Source organism: Ectothiorhodospira shaposhnikovii (assembly GCF_022227765.1).
Taxonomy (GTDB): Bacteria; Pseudomonadota; Gammaproteobacteria; order Ectothiorhodospirales; family Ectothiorhodospiraceae; genus Ectothiorhodospira.
The window spans coordinates 169,805-185,738 of sequence record NZ_JAJMLZ010000001.1 but is presented as its reverse complement, the minus strand read 5'-3'; the positions used below and the strand labels follow the sequence as shown (position 1 = coordinate 185,738).

Sequence of the window (15,934 nt, the reverse complement as noted above, 5' to 3'; positions counted from 1 at the left end):
TTTCAGGAGAAGGGATTATTGATGAGGGGGACGACCTGAAGCAGGCCACAGCCGAAGGCGCGCGCACGGCCGATGCCTCGGGTAAAGCTGTTTTGGAACTGTGCACGGTCGGTGACCTCCAACTGGCCCTGGACATGGGCCTGCACAAGGGTCACCGGGTGTTGCTGTTTGTCCTTGAAACGCAGGACGTCGACCCGGTCCACCTGAAGGTGCTCACGGGATACCCGGAAGCCCCAACTCTCCAGGGCGCGCTCGCAGAACCAGTCACCGATGGCCTCACGGCCCTTGACCGGCATCAACTTACGGCTGGCATTATTACGCCGGGTTGGGTTGACGATCACTTTGAAGCGATAGCGATCATGTTCCAGAAAGCTGTCCGGAAGCGGCTTGCTCTGCACCTGACCATACTGACCATCGATGCACGCGGCCGGTATGCGGTCGGCGAGCAGCAGGATGCGCCGACTGTGGAAGTCGCCACCCTGGTCGGCATAGAGGATGCCGCTGGTCTGGCTGGCGCTTTTTTCCTCGGCACTGCGCACGTCCTCGTAGAGGCTGTAGACCACCCGGTGCAGTGAGTAGGGATCGGTGATCCGCAGCGCCTTGCTGGCTTGGCGGTCGAGGTATAGCATGCCGACGACCAAGCTCATGCGACCTCCTCCTCGGCACTTGAGACCTGCGCGTAGAATTCCTGCGCCCATTGCGCCCTGACCTGCTGGGCGTTGAACGAAAAATGTCGCAGTTGCTTGAGCAAGCGGATGTAATCGAGCCCCTGGCCCACCTTGCTGTCAATCAGAGAGAGCAGCGGGCGCAAGATGCGGCACAGCTCGGCCAGATCGTCGCAGGCCAGCAATCGCCGCAGGCGAGCCTTGGCCTGGTCACTGGCGTTTCCGCTCTCGTAGCAAGCCGCCAGGGCACGCCCCAATCTCAGGCTACCGTTGTGCTCGGCCTTTGCCTTGGCAATGGCCGCCGCCACGGTGACGAAGGGCAGGCGTTCGCGCTCCTGGTCCAGCTCGATACCATAGGCCGCCAACAGCTCCCAGCTCTGATATTCGGTCGCCGGGTTATCGGCCCGGCGCAGGCGGGCGGCCATACCCTTGTTTTCGGTGCAGACCTTGAGCACTCCGGTAACAAATCGCTCCTCCCGGCTGGGTGGTTTTTTTTCCGGCTGTTGTTCCTGGGATTGCATAGGCTCCATCCCCTTACGCCTCCTGACGCAGATATTTGCTGTTGTTCGGTCGACACTTTGCCCAGGCATCCAGCTGCCGGGCGGTTTCCTTCGGGCAGAAGCGGTCGTAGGCCTGTTGAACATAACCTGCGAAAATCAACCGCAGTTGGCGGCGCTGTTCGGCCCCCTGCTCGTCCGGCTCGCAGGCATCTACCAGTTGCTGGAAGTGGCGCTCACAAAGTTGCCAGAATAGGGTCGAGGCCTGGGTAGCCAGCTTGCCCCCGTCCACATTTTGTTCCTTGAAGAAGGCCATCACCCGACCGTATAACTTTTTGGCCAGTTCCCCCAGCGCATTCATCTCCATCTTGAGATGGATAAGCCACGGTTCACCGAGCATGTTGCTATGTAACCAAACCTGGGACTCGACGAAATCGTCAACGCCGGAAGCGTACTGCTCCCCGGCATTGCTGCTGACCCGCAAACCACCCGACCAGATGGCAAAGACCTTGGTCACGTCGCGAGCACGGTCCAGCCCTGCGCGCAGTTGCAGGCTCTGAAAGCCTCGCGGATGCCCCTGTTCAATGAAACCCAGCAGAGAAGTCAGTTCGCGCCAAGGGCGCTTTTCCGGATCAACCCACAGCGCCTTGGGCTCCTTGCCGGAATGATTGACCGCCATACTGGGGTCATAGACACCTTCCTTGTAACCGGCATGTGCCAACCCTTCCGAGTAGTGCAGGCCTTCCTCAGCCAGCAGACAGAATCGACACAGCGGCACTAGGCGGCCCATCAACGACTGCTTGAGATCCTGGGCAACCGGGCAATCCTCGCCCACCGGCATGCACTCCCAGGGTGCCGTACCGACTCCGCCCGGGAAGATCATCGCCTGTTCGACCTGACGGTCCGTCAACAGATTGAGCCACAAGGTTTCCTGCAGGTTGCTACCGATCAAGAAGCTGTGCAGCAGGCCCATGTGCGCCACCGCAGGTCCCGGCTTACTGGATGAAGGCTTGCCCTTGTCGTTGCGCTTGCCGGCATAGCCGGGGGTCAGCACCACACTGTTGTCAGTCTTCTTGCCCGACAGGGCAAAGGCCATCAGGCTGACCAGCAACAGCGCTTTTTCCCCGTCATCCAGCCGACGCTCGACCTGTCCGTGGCTGAGTACCGTGGTATTACCGGTAGAGATCTCCGGTAATACTGCACCATAGCGCTGCAGAGCCGCTGCGCGAACGGCCGGCATCTGCAGGAACGGTCGTTCGCCATACAGGTAGAAATACTCATGCCAGCGATCCAGATAGGCCAGGCAACTACGCGCCAGTCCTTCGGCGCCAAGTGATCGCCAGGCTTGTTCATCAGCCGGTGTTGCTGCCGCTTGGGCGATGGCCAGCAGCAATTTCATCAAGGCGATCCGCTGTACCGGATGACCACCGAGACTGCGATACTGCGGATTCTCGAAGATTTTCCGAAGACCGACGCGCCCGATACCGGCGACTGGTATCCAGGGTTCTTGAACCAGATTGAAGTGGTTTTCCATATTGCTCATCCATGCTCCTTGATCACCCGATAGCCCAGGTCGTCACGATATTCCAGGATATGTTTCCGATGCACCTGGGCGCCCTGCAGACCCTGCAGCACACTGGTTTCATCGACCAACACAACTCGCAAGACGGATTCTTCCTGGACAGGATTGCCCAGATAAAAACAGTGCTGCAGGCCCATCTTCTTCAAGGTATCAACAGGCAGACATTCCGGCGCCGCCTGTACAGGCACCGGCACGATCTGCCGCATCAGGCAGACACTGAGTTCGCGCCATCCACGCTTGTCCAATTTATGTCGGTCCCAGGGCAACAGCAACTGCCGACCATCAAGTAGAATCAGACGCGTCGTCCTCTGCTCCGGCAGTGGCATGGTGGCACGCAGCAGCAGCACCTCTTCACCTTCCGATTCGCTGTGGCGGGTTTGAGCCTCACTGTCCGACAGGTTTTTACCATCCTCGGCCAGGGTCACTCGGGCCAGCTGGGCCAGGGCCCTGCGACCCTTGCGCCGCGGCGTGCCGTTGTCCAATTCGTGCAACCACCGCGCCATGGCCCCGTCTTCCTGACGCTGGGCATAGGTCTGCTCGATCAGCGCGCGAATATCCTGCGGCAGGCGCAGCGAGTCGATCCCCTGCCAAACCTCCAGGCTTCGGCACAACACATAGGCGCTATAGACATGAGCACTGCTGCCAAACGCGGAGAGCGGCGCGTCAATCGCCTGCGCTAGGTCGGGCGCCAATATCCAGGCTTCGCAACGGGCCTCAGGCTCACGCGGTGTTCCGATATGCCGCCACAGTCGGCCCAGGCGCTGCAGTAGCATGTCGGTCGGTGCAAAACGGCTGACCAGAAAGTCGGCGTCGATATCCAGCGACTGTTCGAGGATCTGTGTGCCGACCAGAATCCGACCCTGCCTTGTCCTCTCCTGCCAGCCCCTCTTGCCGAACAGGCTGACCCAAGACGCCTCAATGCGCTGGCGATCCTCGGCGGTAAAGCGGGAGTGCAACAGGCCACAGGCGACACCCAGTTCGGCAGCGCGAGCAGCCAAGTCAAGATAGCGCTCCTGCGCTTCCACTACGGTGTTCTCGATCCATAGTACTTGCTGGCCGCGACTGGCCCGATCCAGGGCCTCGGCCAGTGCCGCGTGCTGCGCGTCGCGCAAATGCACATTCACTGTATGGCTCGCTCCACTAGGAACGGGCCACTCACTCACAGGCTGCCGGCGCGGCACAGCGGTAATCAGCGGATAGGACTCATTCCTGACCACGGCACCCGCCAGTTGCTGGCGGCGCTCACGATTCAGCGTGGCGCTGAGGATGATGACGGTGCAATGGAGTTCGCGCAGCAGTTCGACCAAGGCATTCAGCAGGGTGCTGGTATAGGCGTCGTAGGTGTGCACTTCGTCGAGAATAACCACCTTGCCAGCCAACCCGAAGGCACGTACAAATCCATGCTTGACGTTCATCGCCGCCATCAGCGCCTGGTCAATGGTACCGACCGCGAAAGGTGCCAGCAGTCCCCGCTTGGCCTGATTGAACCAGGCGCCACCCGGTCCCCCTTCCTCCCCCATTTCGGTATCCATCAGCCAGTTCTTACCGTGCAGCAGGAGGGTGCGGTGGCGACACTGAGGAGCAAGAATGCCCTTCAGGAATTCGTTGAAGCGCTCGTAGATCTTGTTGGAGGTTAACTGGGTTGGAAGGGCGAAATAGATGCCACTGGCCTGGCCGCCAGCGAGCATACGGTAAGCGACATACAGTGATGCCTCGGTCTTGCCCACGCCCATCGGTGCTTCCAGCACATAGACTCCTGGGCCGGCCACCGCATCAATCAACTGCTGTTGAGCCGGGTAAGGAGTAAAGCCGAAGAGCTGTTCAAACGAAAGGCCTGTTTGATAGTCGGGACGGATGAAACCGGCGTCATCCAGTGCGGGTTCGATGCGTTCCCGCCACGGCTGCGCTGGGTCTTCAAAAAAAGACCCCGAGCCGATCCAGTCGGCCACCGAAGTCAACCCAGCCAACAGGCGTGCCTGCGACACTGATTCGATGAGCGGCCAGTCACTGTCGAGCAACGTCTTCAGCTTGGCCACCAGCGCTGCGCGTTCCTGCTGCCAAAGTGGCCCGCCAAAAATATCATCACCCGCCTTGAGACCTGCAACAGGTGGAGAGAAGCCATGATGCTGACCGAGAATCTCTGCCACATACGGCGGCGCATCAAGTGCCTTGGCAGTCACTTGACTGACACCTGCATGGCCACCCCATTGTTTTTCAAGATCCGGGTTGATGTTGGGCAGAGGCTCAAGGACTGTCTGCCCTTGGCTGCAGGCACGGCGCAGTTTTTCGTAGAAGCAGGGACTGACCTTGCCGATATCGTGCCCAGACGCGGCCATCTCCGCGCCCGGCGGAAACAGGGCGTTACGCAGCACAGATGGATAGCGAGCAATCAGCGCTCGTGCCACCTCGCCGACGATCTGGCAGTGCTCAAGAACAGAGTGGCCTTCAATTTTGACCCCATCAACTCTCTGGTAGGTCTTGGCAGGGCACTTTTCGAAAGAAACTGCCCTACATTCAGAACCCCTAGACACACGTTTTCGCAACATGAGAATTTCCTTATTCGTCAAGCGTAATGTGTTACAAAAAGCCGCAATTCATTCAAATTCGACTGACTCCACCTGACTGCGCCAGATGCTCAGCGAAGCGCGCGCCGAAGAACACTGCACTGCCTCCATCTCCCGCTGCTGGTCTCCCGCTTTCGCGGGAGTGACAGGAAAAGACCCGAACAGATATTTCGCGGGAGTGACGGGAAAAGACCCGAACAGGTATTTCGCGGGAGTGATGGGCAAAGACCCGAACAGGTATGCAGCGCCGGTGAATCGCCTTCAATCCCCCACCACCACCCGGTCCCGCCCTGCCCGCTTGGCCTCGAACAAGGCGTCATCCGCCCGCTTCAGCGCTTCGTCCACGTCTTCTCCCGAGCGCAGCAGGGTGACGCCGAAGCTGGCGGAAAGCCGGATGGGATCATCCTCGCCCACGGTGAGGGTGGAGATGGTCTGCCGGATGCGCTCAAGCACCATCATCGCTTCATCCCGCCTCGTATCCGGCAACATGAGGAGGAATTCTTCCCCGCCCCAACGGCCATACACATCGTAACGCCGCACGCCTTGGCGAACGGCACCGGCGATCTCGCACAGGGCCACGTCGCCCACTTCGTGGCCGAAACGGTCGTTGATCTGCTTGAAGTGGTCCACGTCCATCAGGGCAATGGCGAGACGCGTATCCTTGCGGGTGGCGCGCTGGGTCTCGTCCTTGAGCCGCTCCATCAGAAAACGTCGGTTGGCCAGTCCGGTCAGGGAATCCTGGTTGGCCGCCTGACGCAGGGTTTCAGTGACTTCCCAGAGATTGCGCTGGTACTGGTCCGAAATGCGGGCGAGCTTTTCCATGCGCCTGAGCTGTTTTTCGCAGCGCTCGGCCAGGGTCAGGCTCTGGTTGTGTTCGAGCAGATGGTAGCCGTCCGATATCCTCAGCAGTCGCTCCATGCGCTGATTCTGACCAAGGATGTGAGCACTCACTTCCTCCAGCAAGGGTCTGAGGGGATGACGGGCGTGGTCGGGCTCTTCCAACGCGGCCTGGATACGTTCCAACAGGATCTTGCCATCCTTGATCGAACCGGATGGCCTAGTCATCGGCGGTGGGGAGGATCTGGAACGGGAAGGTGTAGTCCTCGCGGAATTCTTCCGCCATTTCCATGACCCGTTCATTGCGGGGATCGTAATACCAGTTCACCCGGACTTCCCGGGATTGGGCATGGGCTTCTTCGAGCATGTCGAAGACGTCCATCATGGCCTTCACACTGCTGGTGTTCATGTAGATGAGTTCCAGCTCCAGGTGCAGGGGGCCGTCCGTCTCATCCAGGTACTGCTGGATCCAGGCAAAAATCCGGGCAAAGAATTCGAAGGAGTTCTCGGGATAGGAATTACCCGCCATGTGCAATCGCCCCCGCGCCCGGTCGGTGGCAATGGCGGGGGTGGACTGAGTGCCGGGGATTTCCAGTTCGTGGATCACTGACGACATAAGCATGTATCTTTTTTTGATAATGATAGTTCAGATGACGGCACGCAGGCTGAAGAACACCCGGTCGTCGCCACCATTGACCGGCGAGATCCTGGCGCACAGCGGCTCCAGGGATTTCCGCGCCACATCCACCAGCCCCAGGCCGGCGCCGCTGAGCACGCCCTCGTCACGGGGCTTGCGCAACTGGGCCTTGTAGGCCGCCTTGAGTTCCGCCTTGTCCATGGCCGCCAGTTCCTCCACCCGGTTTCGCAGCAGTTCGCCGTCTTCCCGTTCCACCATGTTACCGGCCATGATGACGTAACGCCCGGCACCGTTGCGGGCAACGATGACGGTGGCGGAGCCATCACGCTCATCGTAGCCCATGCGGGTGACGTAGTGGCGGATGTTCTGGGTCAGTTCAATATAGATGCCGAAGACATCCATCGCCGCGCCGGGGAGTGCGTTATCCGCCTCCAGATAGTTTCTCAGGGCATTGCCGATCTCTTCGATCAGGCTGCGGGAGATGGGGCCGTTGAAGCACAGGAGGATATGGTCCTCGTTGAACTGGCGTCGCAGGCTGAACAGGTCGATCTCGGACATAAGGTGTGTTACCCCGTTGCGTATTTGACTTGCGGCATTTCCACTGGATCAGGATTGGTCGACGCGAAAGGCCAATACCGTGACGTCATCCCGCTGATCATGCTTGCCACGGTAATCATCCAGGGCCTGATCCAGGGCGGCGGCCTGCTCGGCCATGGGGCGGCGGGCGTGGGCCATGAGCAGCGCCTTGAAACGGCTCGTCCCCAGCCCGAAGCCCAGATCCCCCCCGGATTGGTCCAGGTAGCCATCGGTCACCAGGTAGTAGGTGGCGGCCGGGTCCAGTCTGAGTTCGGTATCTTCGTACTGCCCCACCCGACGATCCCCCAGGGCTCGGCGCCCGCCCTTGACGATCTCCACCTCGTGGCCATCGCTATGATAAAGACTGATGCGCGCCCCCGAGTAACGCAGGATACCCCGTCCCCGATCCACGAACACCAGTCCCGCATCCATGTGGGTGGCAATGGCCTGGGTGGTCTCGGCATCCTTGAGCATTTCCCGCACGATGCCGTCCGCATGGTGCAGCACGGCCGCCGGTGAGGCCATGCCCCGGGTGTTGATGGCCTGATCCAGGGCGGCCCGAGCGAGCATGGTCATCAGGGCGCCGGGTACCCCGTGTCCGGCACAGTCCACCACGCCGATCAGATAGCGTTCGCCGTCATTGTGGAACAGGTAGAAGTCGCCTCCCACCACGTCCCGGGGACGCCAAAGCACGAAGTGATGGGGACCCAGCAGATCCGCCATGCGGTTATCCGGCAGGATGGCCCGCTGGATGAGGCTGGCATAGTCGATGGACGCCTGAATCTGGCGCTGGGCCGTGGCCATTTCCTGGTTGGCCTGGCGCAGTTCCGCGGTGCGCTCCTCCACCCGCCCTTCCAGTTCATCGGTATGACTTTTCACCTGTTCGGCCATGCGCCCGAAAGCCCGAGCGAGATCGCCGAGCTCGTCCTTGCCGGCGCGGGGGAGCTGGAGGTCGTAGCGCCCCTGGGACATGGCGCTGGCGGATTGCTGCAGCTCACGCAGGGGACGCAGCACAATGCGATCCACGGCCAGACCAAACCCGATCAACAGGATCAGCAGTACCAGGGCCACCACCAGCAGACCGGCCCGCAGCCAGGCTTCCCGAATCACCGCGGCCGCGGCCAGATCCACCGCGGTGACCACATACCACTGAAGCTCCGGGATGTAGGCCAGGGCCAGCAACTGTTCACGTCCGTCCAGGGTCACCGACAGCAGGGGCACGGTATCGATCCGTTCCCGGGCCTGCTGCATGGCCTGGGCCAGCTCGGTGCGTTGCAGGTCGTCCGGCAGGCGTCGGGCCAGGGTGTATCCGTTGACGGCGCCCGTGGTGGTGGAGGCGAAGCTGATCAGCGTCGGGTCCGGGTGGGCCTGGATGGCACCCCCGTGATCCAGGATCATTGGTGTCACGCCCACCGGGCGGGTATGGATGAAATCCTCCAGAAAGCCGCTCAGGTCAAGGCCTGTTCCGGCCAGGCCGATGCGGCGTTCGCCATCCAGCACCAGGACATTGAGCCAGACCCGGGTGGTACCCAGTTCCAGATCCGGATTGACGTTGATGTTGTAGTCGGCCGCCTGTTCCAGGGTGTTGAAGAACCAGGCATCACTGGGCTTGTCCGGGTCCAGGGTGTAGCGGGGTTGATCACTGAATGGCTGGTCGGCACTGTTGAAATAGTAATGGCTGGTCAGGGCACTGATCAGAAAATAGGAAGCGTCACGAAAGTCGCGACGGTACCCCTCCGCCTCCAGGAAGAACATCGCCCGCTTTTCGGCATTGTCTTCATCCAGCAGCCACCGGCGTGACAGTTCCGAGTCCGCCAGGCGCATGGACAGGGCCAGGTCCCGGGAGACGGGGGCCAGAATCCGTTCCCGGTTCAGGCGCGTGAAGTTCTCGGCAAAGGCCTCGCCGAAGTATTGACGAACACCTTCCAGCAGTTGCCAGCCCAGGAGACCGGCGGGGACCAGGGCCACCAGGCAGGCCAGTGCCAGGGCCAGTATGGACTTGGCTCTGAGGCCCTGGGGGTATTTCAGCATGCGGTATCTCCGGGGACGTCAGGGCACATCGAATGCCTCCCGTTTTTGCATCAGGGTCAAGCACGCGGAAGCCGGCATGGGGCGGGCATAGAGATACCCCTGGGCCTGGTGGCAGCCCCGCTCATGCAGCCACTTGGCCTGATAGTGGTTTTCCACGCCTTCCGCCACGGTGATCAGCGACAGGCTACGGGCCAGGGCCAGCACGGCCCCGGCGATCAGTTCGGCCTCCCCGCCCATTTCCAGCTCCTTGACGAAGCGCTGATCGAGCTTGAGGCTGCTCACCGGAAAACGACGCAGGTAGGCCAACGAGGAGTAACCGGTGCCGAAATCATCCACCGACAAGCTCACCCCGAGCGTGCACAGGGACCGCAGTATCCGTTCCGCCACGTCCATGTCTTCCATCAGGCAGCTCTCCGTCAGTTCCAGCTCCAGCGCCTCGGCGGGCAGGCCGGTGTCGGCCAGGGCACGCTCCACCTGTTCGACGAAGTTGGCCTGGTAGAGCTGGACGGCGGACAGGTTCACCGCCACGGTGAGATCTTCAAACCCCTGCTCGCGCCATGCCTGACATTGCAGGCAGGCCTTGCGCAACACCTGTTCGCCCAGGGGGATGATACTGCCGTTGGCCTCTGCGCGGGGGATGAAGACGTTCGGGGGAATCATCCCTTGATCGGGATGGTTCCAGCGCAACAGGGCTTCGACACTGACGATCGCGCCGGTAACCAGATCCACCTTGGGCTGGTAGTACAGCTCGAATTCGTCATGTTCCAAGGCCCATTCCAGGTCACGATCCATCTGCAGCAATTCGCTATGACGGGACATGATCACGGGCTCGAAGATGCTGTGACGACGCAGCAGGTCGTCCTTGGCGTTCTGCACGGAAAAGGCCAGATAGGCCAGCAGTTCCGAGGCATCAGTGGGATACGGCGGGCACAGGACGATGCCGATGTTGCCCTTGACCTCGATGCGTCGGGGGCCGATCTCCACGGGGGGCCGGAGGGCCCCCAGCAGATCCGCCGCCAGGTGTTCAGGGTTGTCCAGCTGGGGAGAATCGTAGAGCACCACGCCGAACTGATCACCATAGATGCGGGCCATCAGGACATCCGGCCCCATCAGTCTGCATAGACGCTCCGATACCCGGCACAGCAGTTCATCCGCCACCGACTCCCCCCAGATGCGGTTGATGTCGGTAAACCCTTCCAGGTCCAGCAGGAAGACGCCCAGGGACCGCTTTTCCGATCTAGCCAGGAACAGCAGTTGGTTCAAGTGTTCCTTGAAGTGATCCCGATTGGGAAGGCCCGTGAGGGCGTCGTGGGACGCCAGAAACTGGATGCGCTGCATGGCCTGTGCGTGTCGGTCATGGCGTTGCAACAGCGTCCTGGCAATGGTCAGGGACAGCGCCAGGGTGAGAATCAGGAGAGCCAGGGTGACGCCGAGCAAGGTGATCCATTGACGCTGACTGGCGGCCTTGATGTCGCGGCCGGTATCGAGGATGTCGCGCACCAGCGTTCGCTCCAGCTGATGAAGTCCGTCGATCCGCTCCGAGGTGACCTGGAACCAATGCAAACCGTTCAGCCCGGCCGGCTTTTGTGTCTCGCCCTGCTGGGTGATGGCGGCGCGGATGGCCATCACTTCCTGGTGAGCCGGCTGTTGCTCCAAGGCATGGAGTCTGTCCACGTAAATGTCGGGCGCAAGCTTGAGAAACTGGCTGCGTTGCAGTTCCTGGACCGCCACCCGCTGCAGGTAATTACGAAAGATGACCGGATCCGGGGTGCCGGCGGTCAGCCAGGCACTGCCCAAGGAACGTTCACGGGCGGCCTGTTCCTTGAGCATGAGCAAGCGACGGTAGGCGGCCAGAAGGCTCAGCATGCCCGGGGTGGCGCCGGCCTCGGGCGTGGAAGAGGCGATCAGGATCAGGGGATCGATCAGACGGCCATAGGGCTCGGCGCTTTCCAGGGGATGGAGCAGATGGCGGTCCACCCGCTCGCGATGGGCCTCCAGCCGGACCGCGCCTTCTTCCAGTTGCCGTCGGAACACCGCCAGGTCGGCGCCGGTCACCCGCTGATAAATGGTTTCATCCCGCTGATAGCGGCGCAGTGCCTGGTCCGTGGCATCCCGATGCTCGTCCAGGATCGCGCGAAAGTCATTATCCAGGGCACTGAGATAACCGACCGTGCTGCCCCGTTCCGCCTGCAACGCATGAATGAGGGCCTTGCCGTCCAGGGCCAGTTGGGCCACCTGGATCATGCGGGTGCGCTCCTCGTGGCGTTGATGATGCTCCCCAAGGGCAATGGTCGCCATGATCAGAAATGCCGTCATGGGTATTGCCACAGTGGCAGCGATGCGAAGCCACAGCCTGTCCATGCCTCCCCCGAGTGGTGATAAAACCGCTTGATTCACAGGATACATAATCGCAGCATATCCGAACCATGAATTCACCTTTTCACAACCGTTTATCCAAGAACTTTCGCCACTGGTCAAAATGGGCCAGACGGCGAGGCGTCGAGTGCTTCCGCGTCTATGACCGGGACATCCCGGAGTATCCCGTGGCGGTGGATGTGTACGCCGGCATCCCCCATGTGCAGGTTTACGAGACCCGTTGGGAGGCGGATGACGCCGCCTATGACACCTGGCTGAAGGAGGTCCGCGAGACGGTGGGGGCCGTTTTCGGGCTGTCGCCGGAGGCGCTGGCGATGAAGGTCCGGCGGCGCCAGAAAGGGACCGAGCAGTATGAGAAGACCGGGCAGGAAGGTGATGAGCTGATCGTGTCGGAGGATGGACTGAGGTTCTCGGTGAACCTGCACGCCTATCTGGACACGGGGCTGTTCCTGGATCATCGCCAAACCCGGGCGATGGTGCGGGAACGCAGTCAGGACAAGCGGTTTCTGAATCTGTTTGCCTATACCGGGAGTTTTTCCGTGCATGCGGCGGCCGGGGGCGCCTCGGAGAGTCTAACCCTGGACCTGTCGCGGACCTATCAGGAGTGGTCGTTGCGGAATTTCCAGCTCAACGGGCTGGACCTGACGCGTCATCGGCTGGAGCGGGTGGATGTGATGCAGTGGCTGGAGGATGCGCCGCGACTGGGCCGGCGCTATGACCTGATCGTGATGGACCCGCCGTCCTTTTCCAATTCCAAGAAGATGACGGCGACACTGGATGTGCAGCGGGATCATGCCTGGATGATCAACCGCTGCCTGGGTCTGCTTTCGGCCCATGGGGAGCTGTTCTTTTCCAACAATCGGCGCGGTTTCAAGCTTTATGAGGACGAACTGGCCCCCTGCCGGGTGGAGGAGATCACCCGGCAGACCGTGCCCGAGGATTTCGGTCGCGGCCGACCGCACCGATGCTGGATCATCCGGCGGTTGGAGGATTAGCGCCGCTTCCCCGTTAGAGAACCCAGCAGGCCCCGCACGATCTGGCGCCCGATCTGGGTGCCTACCGCCCGGGCGGTGCTCTTGGCGGTGGCCGCCAGCACGCTGTCGCCCCGCCGGGATGCACCGCCGCCACTGCCGCGACGACTGCGCGCCGCCTGCTGGGTGGTGACCGTCGTGGTGGGTTCGCTCAGGGCCGCTTCCGCCTGTCGCTGCAGGATTTCATAGGCCGATTCCCGATCCACCGGGGTGTCGTAGACACCCGCCAGGGGCGAGGACTGAATCAGCGCCCGCCGCTCGGCATCGTTCAACGGGCCAATGCGGCTGGCGGGGGGGCGAATCAGGGTGCGCTCCACCGGCGTGGGCTGGCCCCGCTCGTCCAGCACGGAAACCAGAGCGGTGCCGGTGCTCATGGACAGGATCTCCGCCTCCGTATTCAGGCCCGGCTTGGCCCGGAAGGTCTGTGCCGCCGCCCTCACCGCCTTCTGATCCCGAGGGGTGAAGGCCCGCAGGGCATGCTGGATGCGGTTGCCCAGTTGCCCCAGCACCGGTTCGGGCAGATCCAGGGGATTCTGGGTGACGAAATACACCCCCACCCCCTTGGACCGGATCAGCCTCACCACTTGCTCGATGCGGTCGGTCAGGGACTTGGGGGCATCCTTGAACAGCAGGTGGGCCTCGTCGAAGAACAGGACGAAACGGGGCTTGTCCGCGTCGCCCACCTCGGGCAACTGCTCGAACAGCTCCGACAGCAGCCACAGCAGCAAGGTGGAGTACACCAGGGGACTGGCCCGGTACAGACGCTCCGCGTGCAGGATGTTGACCACGCCCCGCCCCTGCTCGTCGGTCTGCAGGAAATCCTCCAGGGTCACCGCCGGCTCACCGAAGAACTGCTCCGCGCCCTGGGACTCCAGGGTGAGCAGACTGCGCTGGATGGCCCCCAGGCTGGCGGGGGCGATGTTGCCGTAGGTACGGCTCAAGGTCTGACGCTGCTCCCCCACCCAGTTGACCATGGCGCGCAGGTCCTTCAGGTCCAGCAGCAGCCAGCCGTTGTCGTCGGCCACCCGGAACACCAGCTGCATCAGCCCGCTCTGGGTCTCGTTGAGGTTCATCAGCCGGCTGAGCAGGGTGGGTCCCAGGTCGGCGATGGTCAGGCGCAGGGGATGGCCCTGTTCGCCGAACACATCCCAGAACACGGTGGGGGCGCCGTGCATGTCCAGGTCATCCAGGCCCACCTGCCCTGCCCGTTCCCGTACCCGGTCATTCATCTGGCCGGGGACGGCGATGCCGGAAAAGTCACCTTTGATGTCCGGCACGAACACCGGCACCCCCAGGTCCGAGAAGGACTGGGCCAGCGTCTGCAGGGTGATGGTCTTGCCGGTACCGGTGGCGCCGGCGATGAGGCCGTGGCGATTGGCCATGCGCGGGGTGATGGCCACCGGGTGGCCGTCCGCGGCACCGATCAGCAGGGGATGTGCGTTCAAGGGCGGTCTCCTTGTTCATGGGTCACGTAGATGAGTCCGTCCACGTCGTAATCCAGTTCCCGGGCCTGCGCGACCAACCGCCGGACCACGTCGGGGTCCAGTTCGGGGCTGCGCGCCAGGATCCAGAGATAGGAACGGGTGGGACCGGTCACCATGGCGTACTGGTAGTCGTCCTTGTCCAGGGCAATGATGTTGTAAGCGCCATGAAACGGTCCGAAGAAGGATACCTTGAGGCGGCCCACGGTGGGAGACTCAATGAACCGGGCCACGCCTCGCGCCTCCCGCCAGACCTCCCGATCCGGGTGATAGCCCCGGTTGAGCACGCTGATGGCGCCGTCTTCGCGCAGTTCGTAATGGGCCGTGACATCGGTCAGGCGCCGTTCAAAGGAATGATCCAGCCGGGCGATGGAGTACCAGGTACCCAGATAGCGTTCGGCCTCCAGCCCCCGGACCGGCTCCACGCCCTTGGGGATGCCGGTGCAGCCGGCCAGCAGGAACAGGGCCGTCGCGGACAGGCACAGACGCGCCCACACGGACAGGGTGTTGTGGGAAAGCCCGTAGTTCATCAGTTTGCCTCGCTTTCAAACAGGATGCGGTAGGGATGGGCGTCGAACAGGGCTTCGATCCTTGCAATACGCCCTTCCCTGACCTGCACCCACTGCACCACGTCGACCTTCATCTTTTCGGAGATCTGGACATGGAACACCATGAAATGGCACACATCAGGCCCATCCACGAACTGCTTGCGGATCTCGATGCGCTGCAGGATGCCGCCGGTCAGCGACATGTGTTCGATGAAACGCTCGACGTCATCGAAGCGACTGATGGGGCTGACGTAGCGGAATGAGCGCTCGTCCAGCAAGGCGCGCGCACGGTCATAGTCATGCCGCTCGATGGCTTGCAGATAATGATCGACCACCGTTGCCGGGGCCGGATGTTCGGCAAATGACGTCATTGGATCCAGGCAACCTCTCACGGTAGCGATTGACGCTAGCCCGGGCACCCGGGGGTGTCAAGGGAGCAAGGCACGACCCACGTGCCGGGTCCGACACGTGGCCTTCGTCTCGTTCATGTTGTGTTCAGCCATGCGGGAGGAAACTGTACCCGAGGCTGGAGGAAGGACCGTCATCTCCCCGGCCAGTGTTCTGAAACTTCAGCGAGAAGGAGAATGACCATGAAAACCCTGAACGACAACGTGAGCCGCCGCCGTTTCCTGCAGTTCGGTGCCTATGGCCTGGTGGCTGTTCCGGTGGTGGGCGCCCTGGGCTGGGCCACCGCCGCACAGGCCGCCGCCAAGGTGGACGAGAACTCGGACACGGCCCAGGCCCTGGCCTATCGCCATGATGCCGCCACGGTGGACCATCCGGCCTTTGTGGAAGGTAGCAACTGCGCCAACTGTCTGCTGTACACCGATACCGGTGGTGACTGGGGTCCCTGTGCCGTGTTCCCCGGCCAGCAGGTGGCCGCCAAGGGCTGGTGCACGGCCTGGGTGGCGCGGTCGTAAGGTCGCCCCCCTCCCCTCATCTCCTTCTCCCCTCGCGGGAGAGGGATTGGGGGGAGAGCCATGGATTTGAGGGCACGCCAAAATTGACCCAGCCAAGGGTGGCCCCACACGCTGAATGATGTAGACTTCCGGGCTGTCTGCCCGCCTTTCCGGCCTGCCGGACAGTGGGTGTGGCCCCAATGTCTACAT

At 62.0% G+C, this 15,934-nt stretch carries 14 protein-coding genes; 2 read left to right on the top strand and 12 right to left on the bottom strand.

The features are described from left to right. Positions 1 to 2: 2 nt before the first annotated feature. The 9 genes from cas6e to LQD11_RS00860 all read right to left on the bottom strand — a co-directional run bounded on the left by cas6e (position 3) and on the right by LQD11_RS00860 (position 11,705). Positions 3 to 647, bottom strand: coding sequence for a type I-E CRISPR-associated protein Cas6/Cse3/CasE (gene cas6e, locus LQD11_RS00900; protein ID WP_238615835.1), 645 nt, complete (start codon positions 645 to 647; stop codon positions 3 to 5). Beyond that, positions 644 to 1,195, bottom strand: a complete 552-nt coding sequence (gene casB / locus LQD11_RS00895; RefSeq protein ID WP_238615834.1) for a type I-E CRISPR-associated protein Cse2/CasB — start codon at positions 1,193 to 1,195, stop codon at positions 644 to 646. Before casB ends, cas6e begins: the two co-directional genes overlap by 4 nt. 4 nt (positions 1,196 to 1,199) lie before the next feature. Next, entirely contained in the window at positions 1,200 to 2,705 is a 1,506-nt protein-coding gene (gene casA, locus LQD11_RS00890; protein WP_238615833.1) for a type I-E CRISPR-associated protein Cse1/CasA, read from the bottom strand. Next, positions 2,702 to 5,290: a CRISPR-associated helicase Cas3' gene (cas3, locus tag LQD11_RS00885; protein ID WP_238615832.1), complete on the bottom strand. Its 2,589-nt coding sequence runs from the start codon at positions 5,288 to 5,290 to the stop codon at positions 2,702 to 2,704. Before cas3 ends, casA begins: the two co-directional genes overlap by 4 nt. Before the next feature lie 279 nt (positions 5,291 to 5,569). After that, a complete protein-coding gene (siaD, locus tag LQD11_RS00880) occupies positions 5,570 to 6,373 on the bottom strand; it encodes a biofilm regulation diguanylate cyclase SiaD (protein WP_238615831.1) in 804 nt (267 codons plus the stop codon). Continuing rightward, positions 6,366 to 6,761, bottom strand: coding sequence for a biofilm regulation phosphoprotein SiaC (gene siaC, locus LQD11_RS00875; protein WP_276315641.1), 396 nt, complete (start codon positions 6,759 to 6,761; stop codon positions 6,366 to 6,368). Before siaC ends, siaD begins: the two co-directional genes overlap by 8 nt. A 30-nt stretch (positions 6,762 to 6,791) precedes the next feature. Beyond that, entirely contained in the window at positions 6,792 to 7,340 is a 549-nt protein-coding gene (siaB, locus tag LQD11_RS00870) for a biofilm regulation protein kinase SiaB (protein WP_238615830.1), read from the bottom strand. Positions 7,341 to 7,388: 48 nt separating this feature from the next. Further along, on the bottom strand, positions 7,389 to 9,389 hold the full coding sequence (gene siaA, locus LQD11_RS00865) for a biofilm regulation protein phosphatase SiaA (protein WP_238615829.1): 2,001 nt from the start codon (positions 9,387 to 9,389) through the stop codon (positions 7,389 to 7,391). Between the two features lie 18 nt (positions 9,390 to 9,407). After that, on the bottom strand, positions 9,408 to 11,705 hold the full coding sequence (locus tag LQD11_RS00860; protein ID WP_238615828.1) for a putative bifunctional diguanylate cyclase/phosphodiesterase: 2,298 nt from the start codon (positions 11,703 to 11,705) through the stop codon (positions 9,408 to 9,410). Positions 11,706 to 11,815: 110 nt separating this feature from the next. Between LQD11_RS00860 and LQD11_RS00855 the strand changes: the two genes are divergently transcribed. Next, entirely contained in the window at positions 11,816 to 12,760 is a 945-nt protein-coding gene (locus LQD11_RS00855) for a class I SAM-dependent methyltransferase (RefSeq protein ID WP_238615827.1), read from the top strand. Here LQD11_RS00855 and LQD11_RS00850 read toward each other — a convergent pair. The 3 genes from LQD11_RS00850 to LQD11_RS00840 are packed head-to-tail and all read right to left on the bottom strand — an operon-like array spanning position 12,757 to position 15,196. Then, a complete protein-coding gene (locus tag LQD11_RS00850) occupies positions 12,757 to 14,241 on the bottom strand; it encodes a helicase HerA-like domain-containing protein (RefSeq protein WP_238615826.1) in 1,485 nt (494 codons plus the stop codon). The two genes, LQD11_RS00855 and LQD11_RS00850, sit on opposite strands and share 4 nt — an antisense overlap. Continuing rightward, entirely contained in the window at positions 14,238 to 14,807 is a 570-nt protein-coding gene (locus LQD11_RS00845) for a lipocalin family protein (protein ID WP_238615825.1), read from the bottom strand. The genes LQD11_RS00850 and LQD11_RS00845 overlap by 4 nt, the downstream gene beginning before the upstream one ends. Next, a complete protein-coding gene (locus LQD11_RS00840; protein WP_238615824.1) occupies positions 14,807 to 15,196 on the bottom strand; it encodes a nuclear transport factor 2 family protein in 390 nt (129 codons plus the stop codon). The genes LQD11_RS00845 and LQD11_RS00840 overlap by 1 nt, the downstream gene beginning before the upstream one ends. Positions 15,197 to 15,415: 219 nt before the next feature. On the opposite strand from LQD11_RS00840, the gene LQD11_RS00835 reads away from it, so the two are divergent. Further along, a complete protein-coding gene (locus tag LQD11_RS00835) occupies positions 15,416 to 15,745 on the top strand; it encodes a high-potential iron-sulfur protein (RefSeq protein WP_238615823.1) in 330 nt (109 codons plus the stop codon). The last annotated feature ends 189 nt before the right edge of the window (positions 15,746 to 15,934 follow it).

Excerpts from the sequence above, each read along its gene's own strand:
- cas6e (WP_238615835.1), bottom strand. The coding sequence starts at position 647 with ATGAGCTTGGTCGTCGGCATGCTATACCTCGACCGCCAAGCCAGCAAG.
- LQD11_RS00855 (WP_238615827.1), top strand. The coding sequence starts at position 11,816 with ATGAATTCACCTTTTCACAACCGTTTATCCAAGAACTTTCGCCACTGG.
- siaA (WP_238615829.1), bottom strand. The coding sequence starts at position 9,389 with ATGCTGAAATACCCCCAGGGCCTCAGAGCCAAGTCCATACTGGCCCTG.
- LQD11_RS00840 (WP_238615824.1), bottom strand. The coding sequence starts at position 15,196 with ATGACGTCATTTGCCGAACATCCGGCCCCGGCAACGGTGGTCGATCAT.
- casA (WP_238615833.1), bottom strand. The coding sequence starts at position 2,705 with ATGAGCAATATGGAAAACCACTTCAATCTGGTTCAAGAACCCTGGATA.
- siaD (WP_238615831.1), bottom strand. The coding sequence starts at position 6,373 with ATGACTAGGCCATCCGGTTCGATCAAGGATGGCAAGATCCTGTTGGAA.
- cas3 (WP_238615832.1), bottom strand. The coding sequence starts at position 5,290 with ATGTTGCGAAAACGTGTGTCTAGGGGTTCTGAATGTAGGGCAGTTTCT.
- siaB (WP_238615830.1), bottom strand. The coding sequence starts at position 7,340 with ATGTCCGAGATCGACCTGTTCAGCCTGCGACGCCAGTTCAACGAGGAC.
- siaC (WP_276315641.1), bottom strand. The coding sequence starts at position 6,761 with ATGTCGTCAGTGATCCACGAACTGGAAATCCCCGGCACTCAGTCCACC.
- LQD11_RS00835 (WP_238615823.1), top strand. The coding sequence starts at position 15,416 with ATGAAAACCCTGAACGACAACGTGAGCCGCCGCCGTTTCCTGCAGTTC.
- casB (WP_238615834.1), bottom strand. The coding sequence starts at position 1,195 with ATGGAGCCTATGCAATCCCAGGAACAACAGCCGGAAAAAAAACCACCC.
- LQD11_RS00845 (WP_238615825.1), bottom strand. The coding sequence starts at position 14,807 with ATGAACTACGGGCTTTCCCACAACACCCTGTCCGTGTGGGCGCGTCTG.
- LQD11_RS00860 (WP_238615828.1), bottom strand. The coding sequence starts at position 11,705 with ATGACGGCATTTCTGATCATGGCGACCATTGCCCTTGGGGAGCATCAT.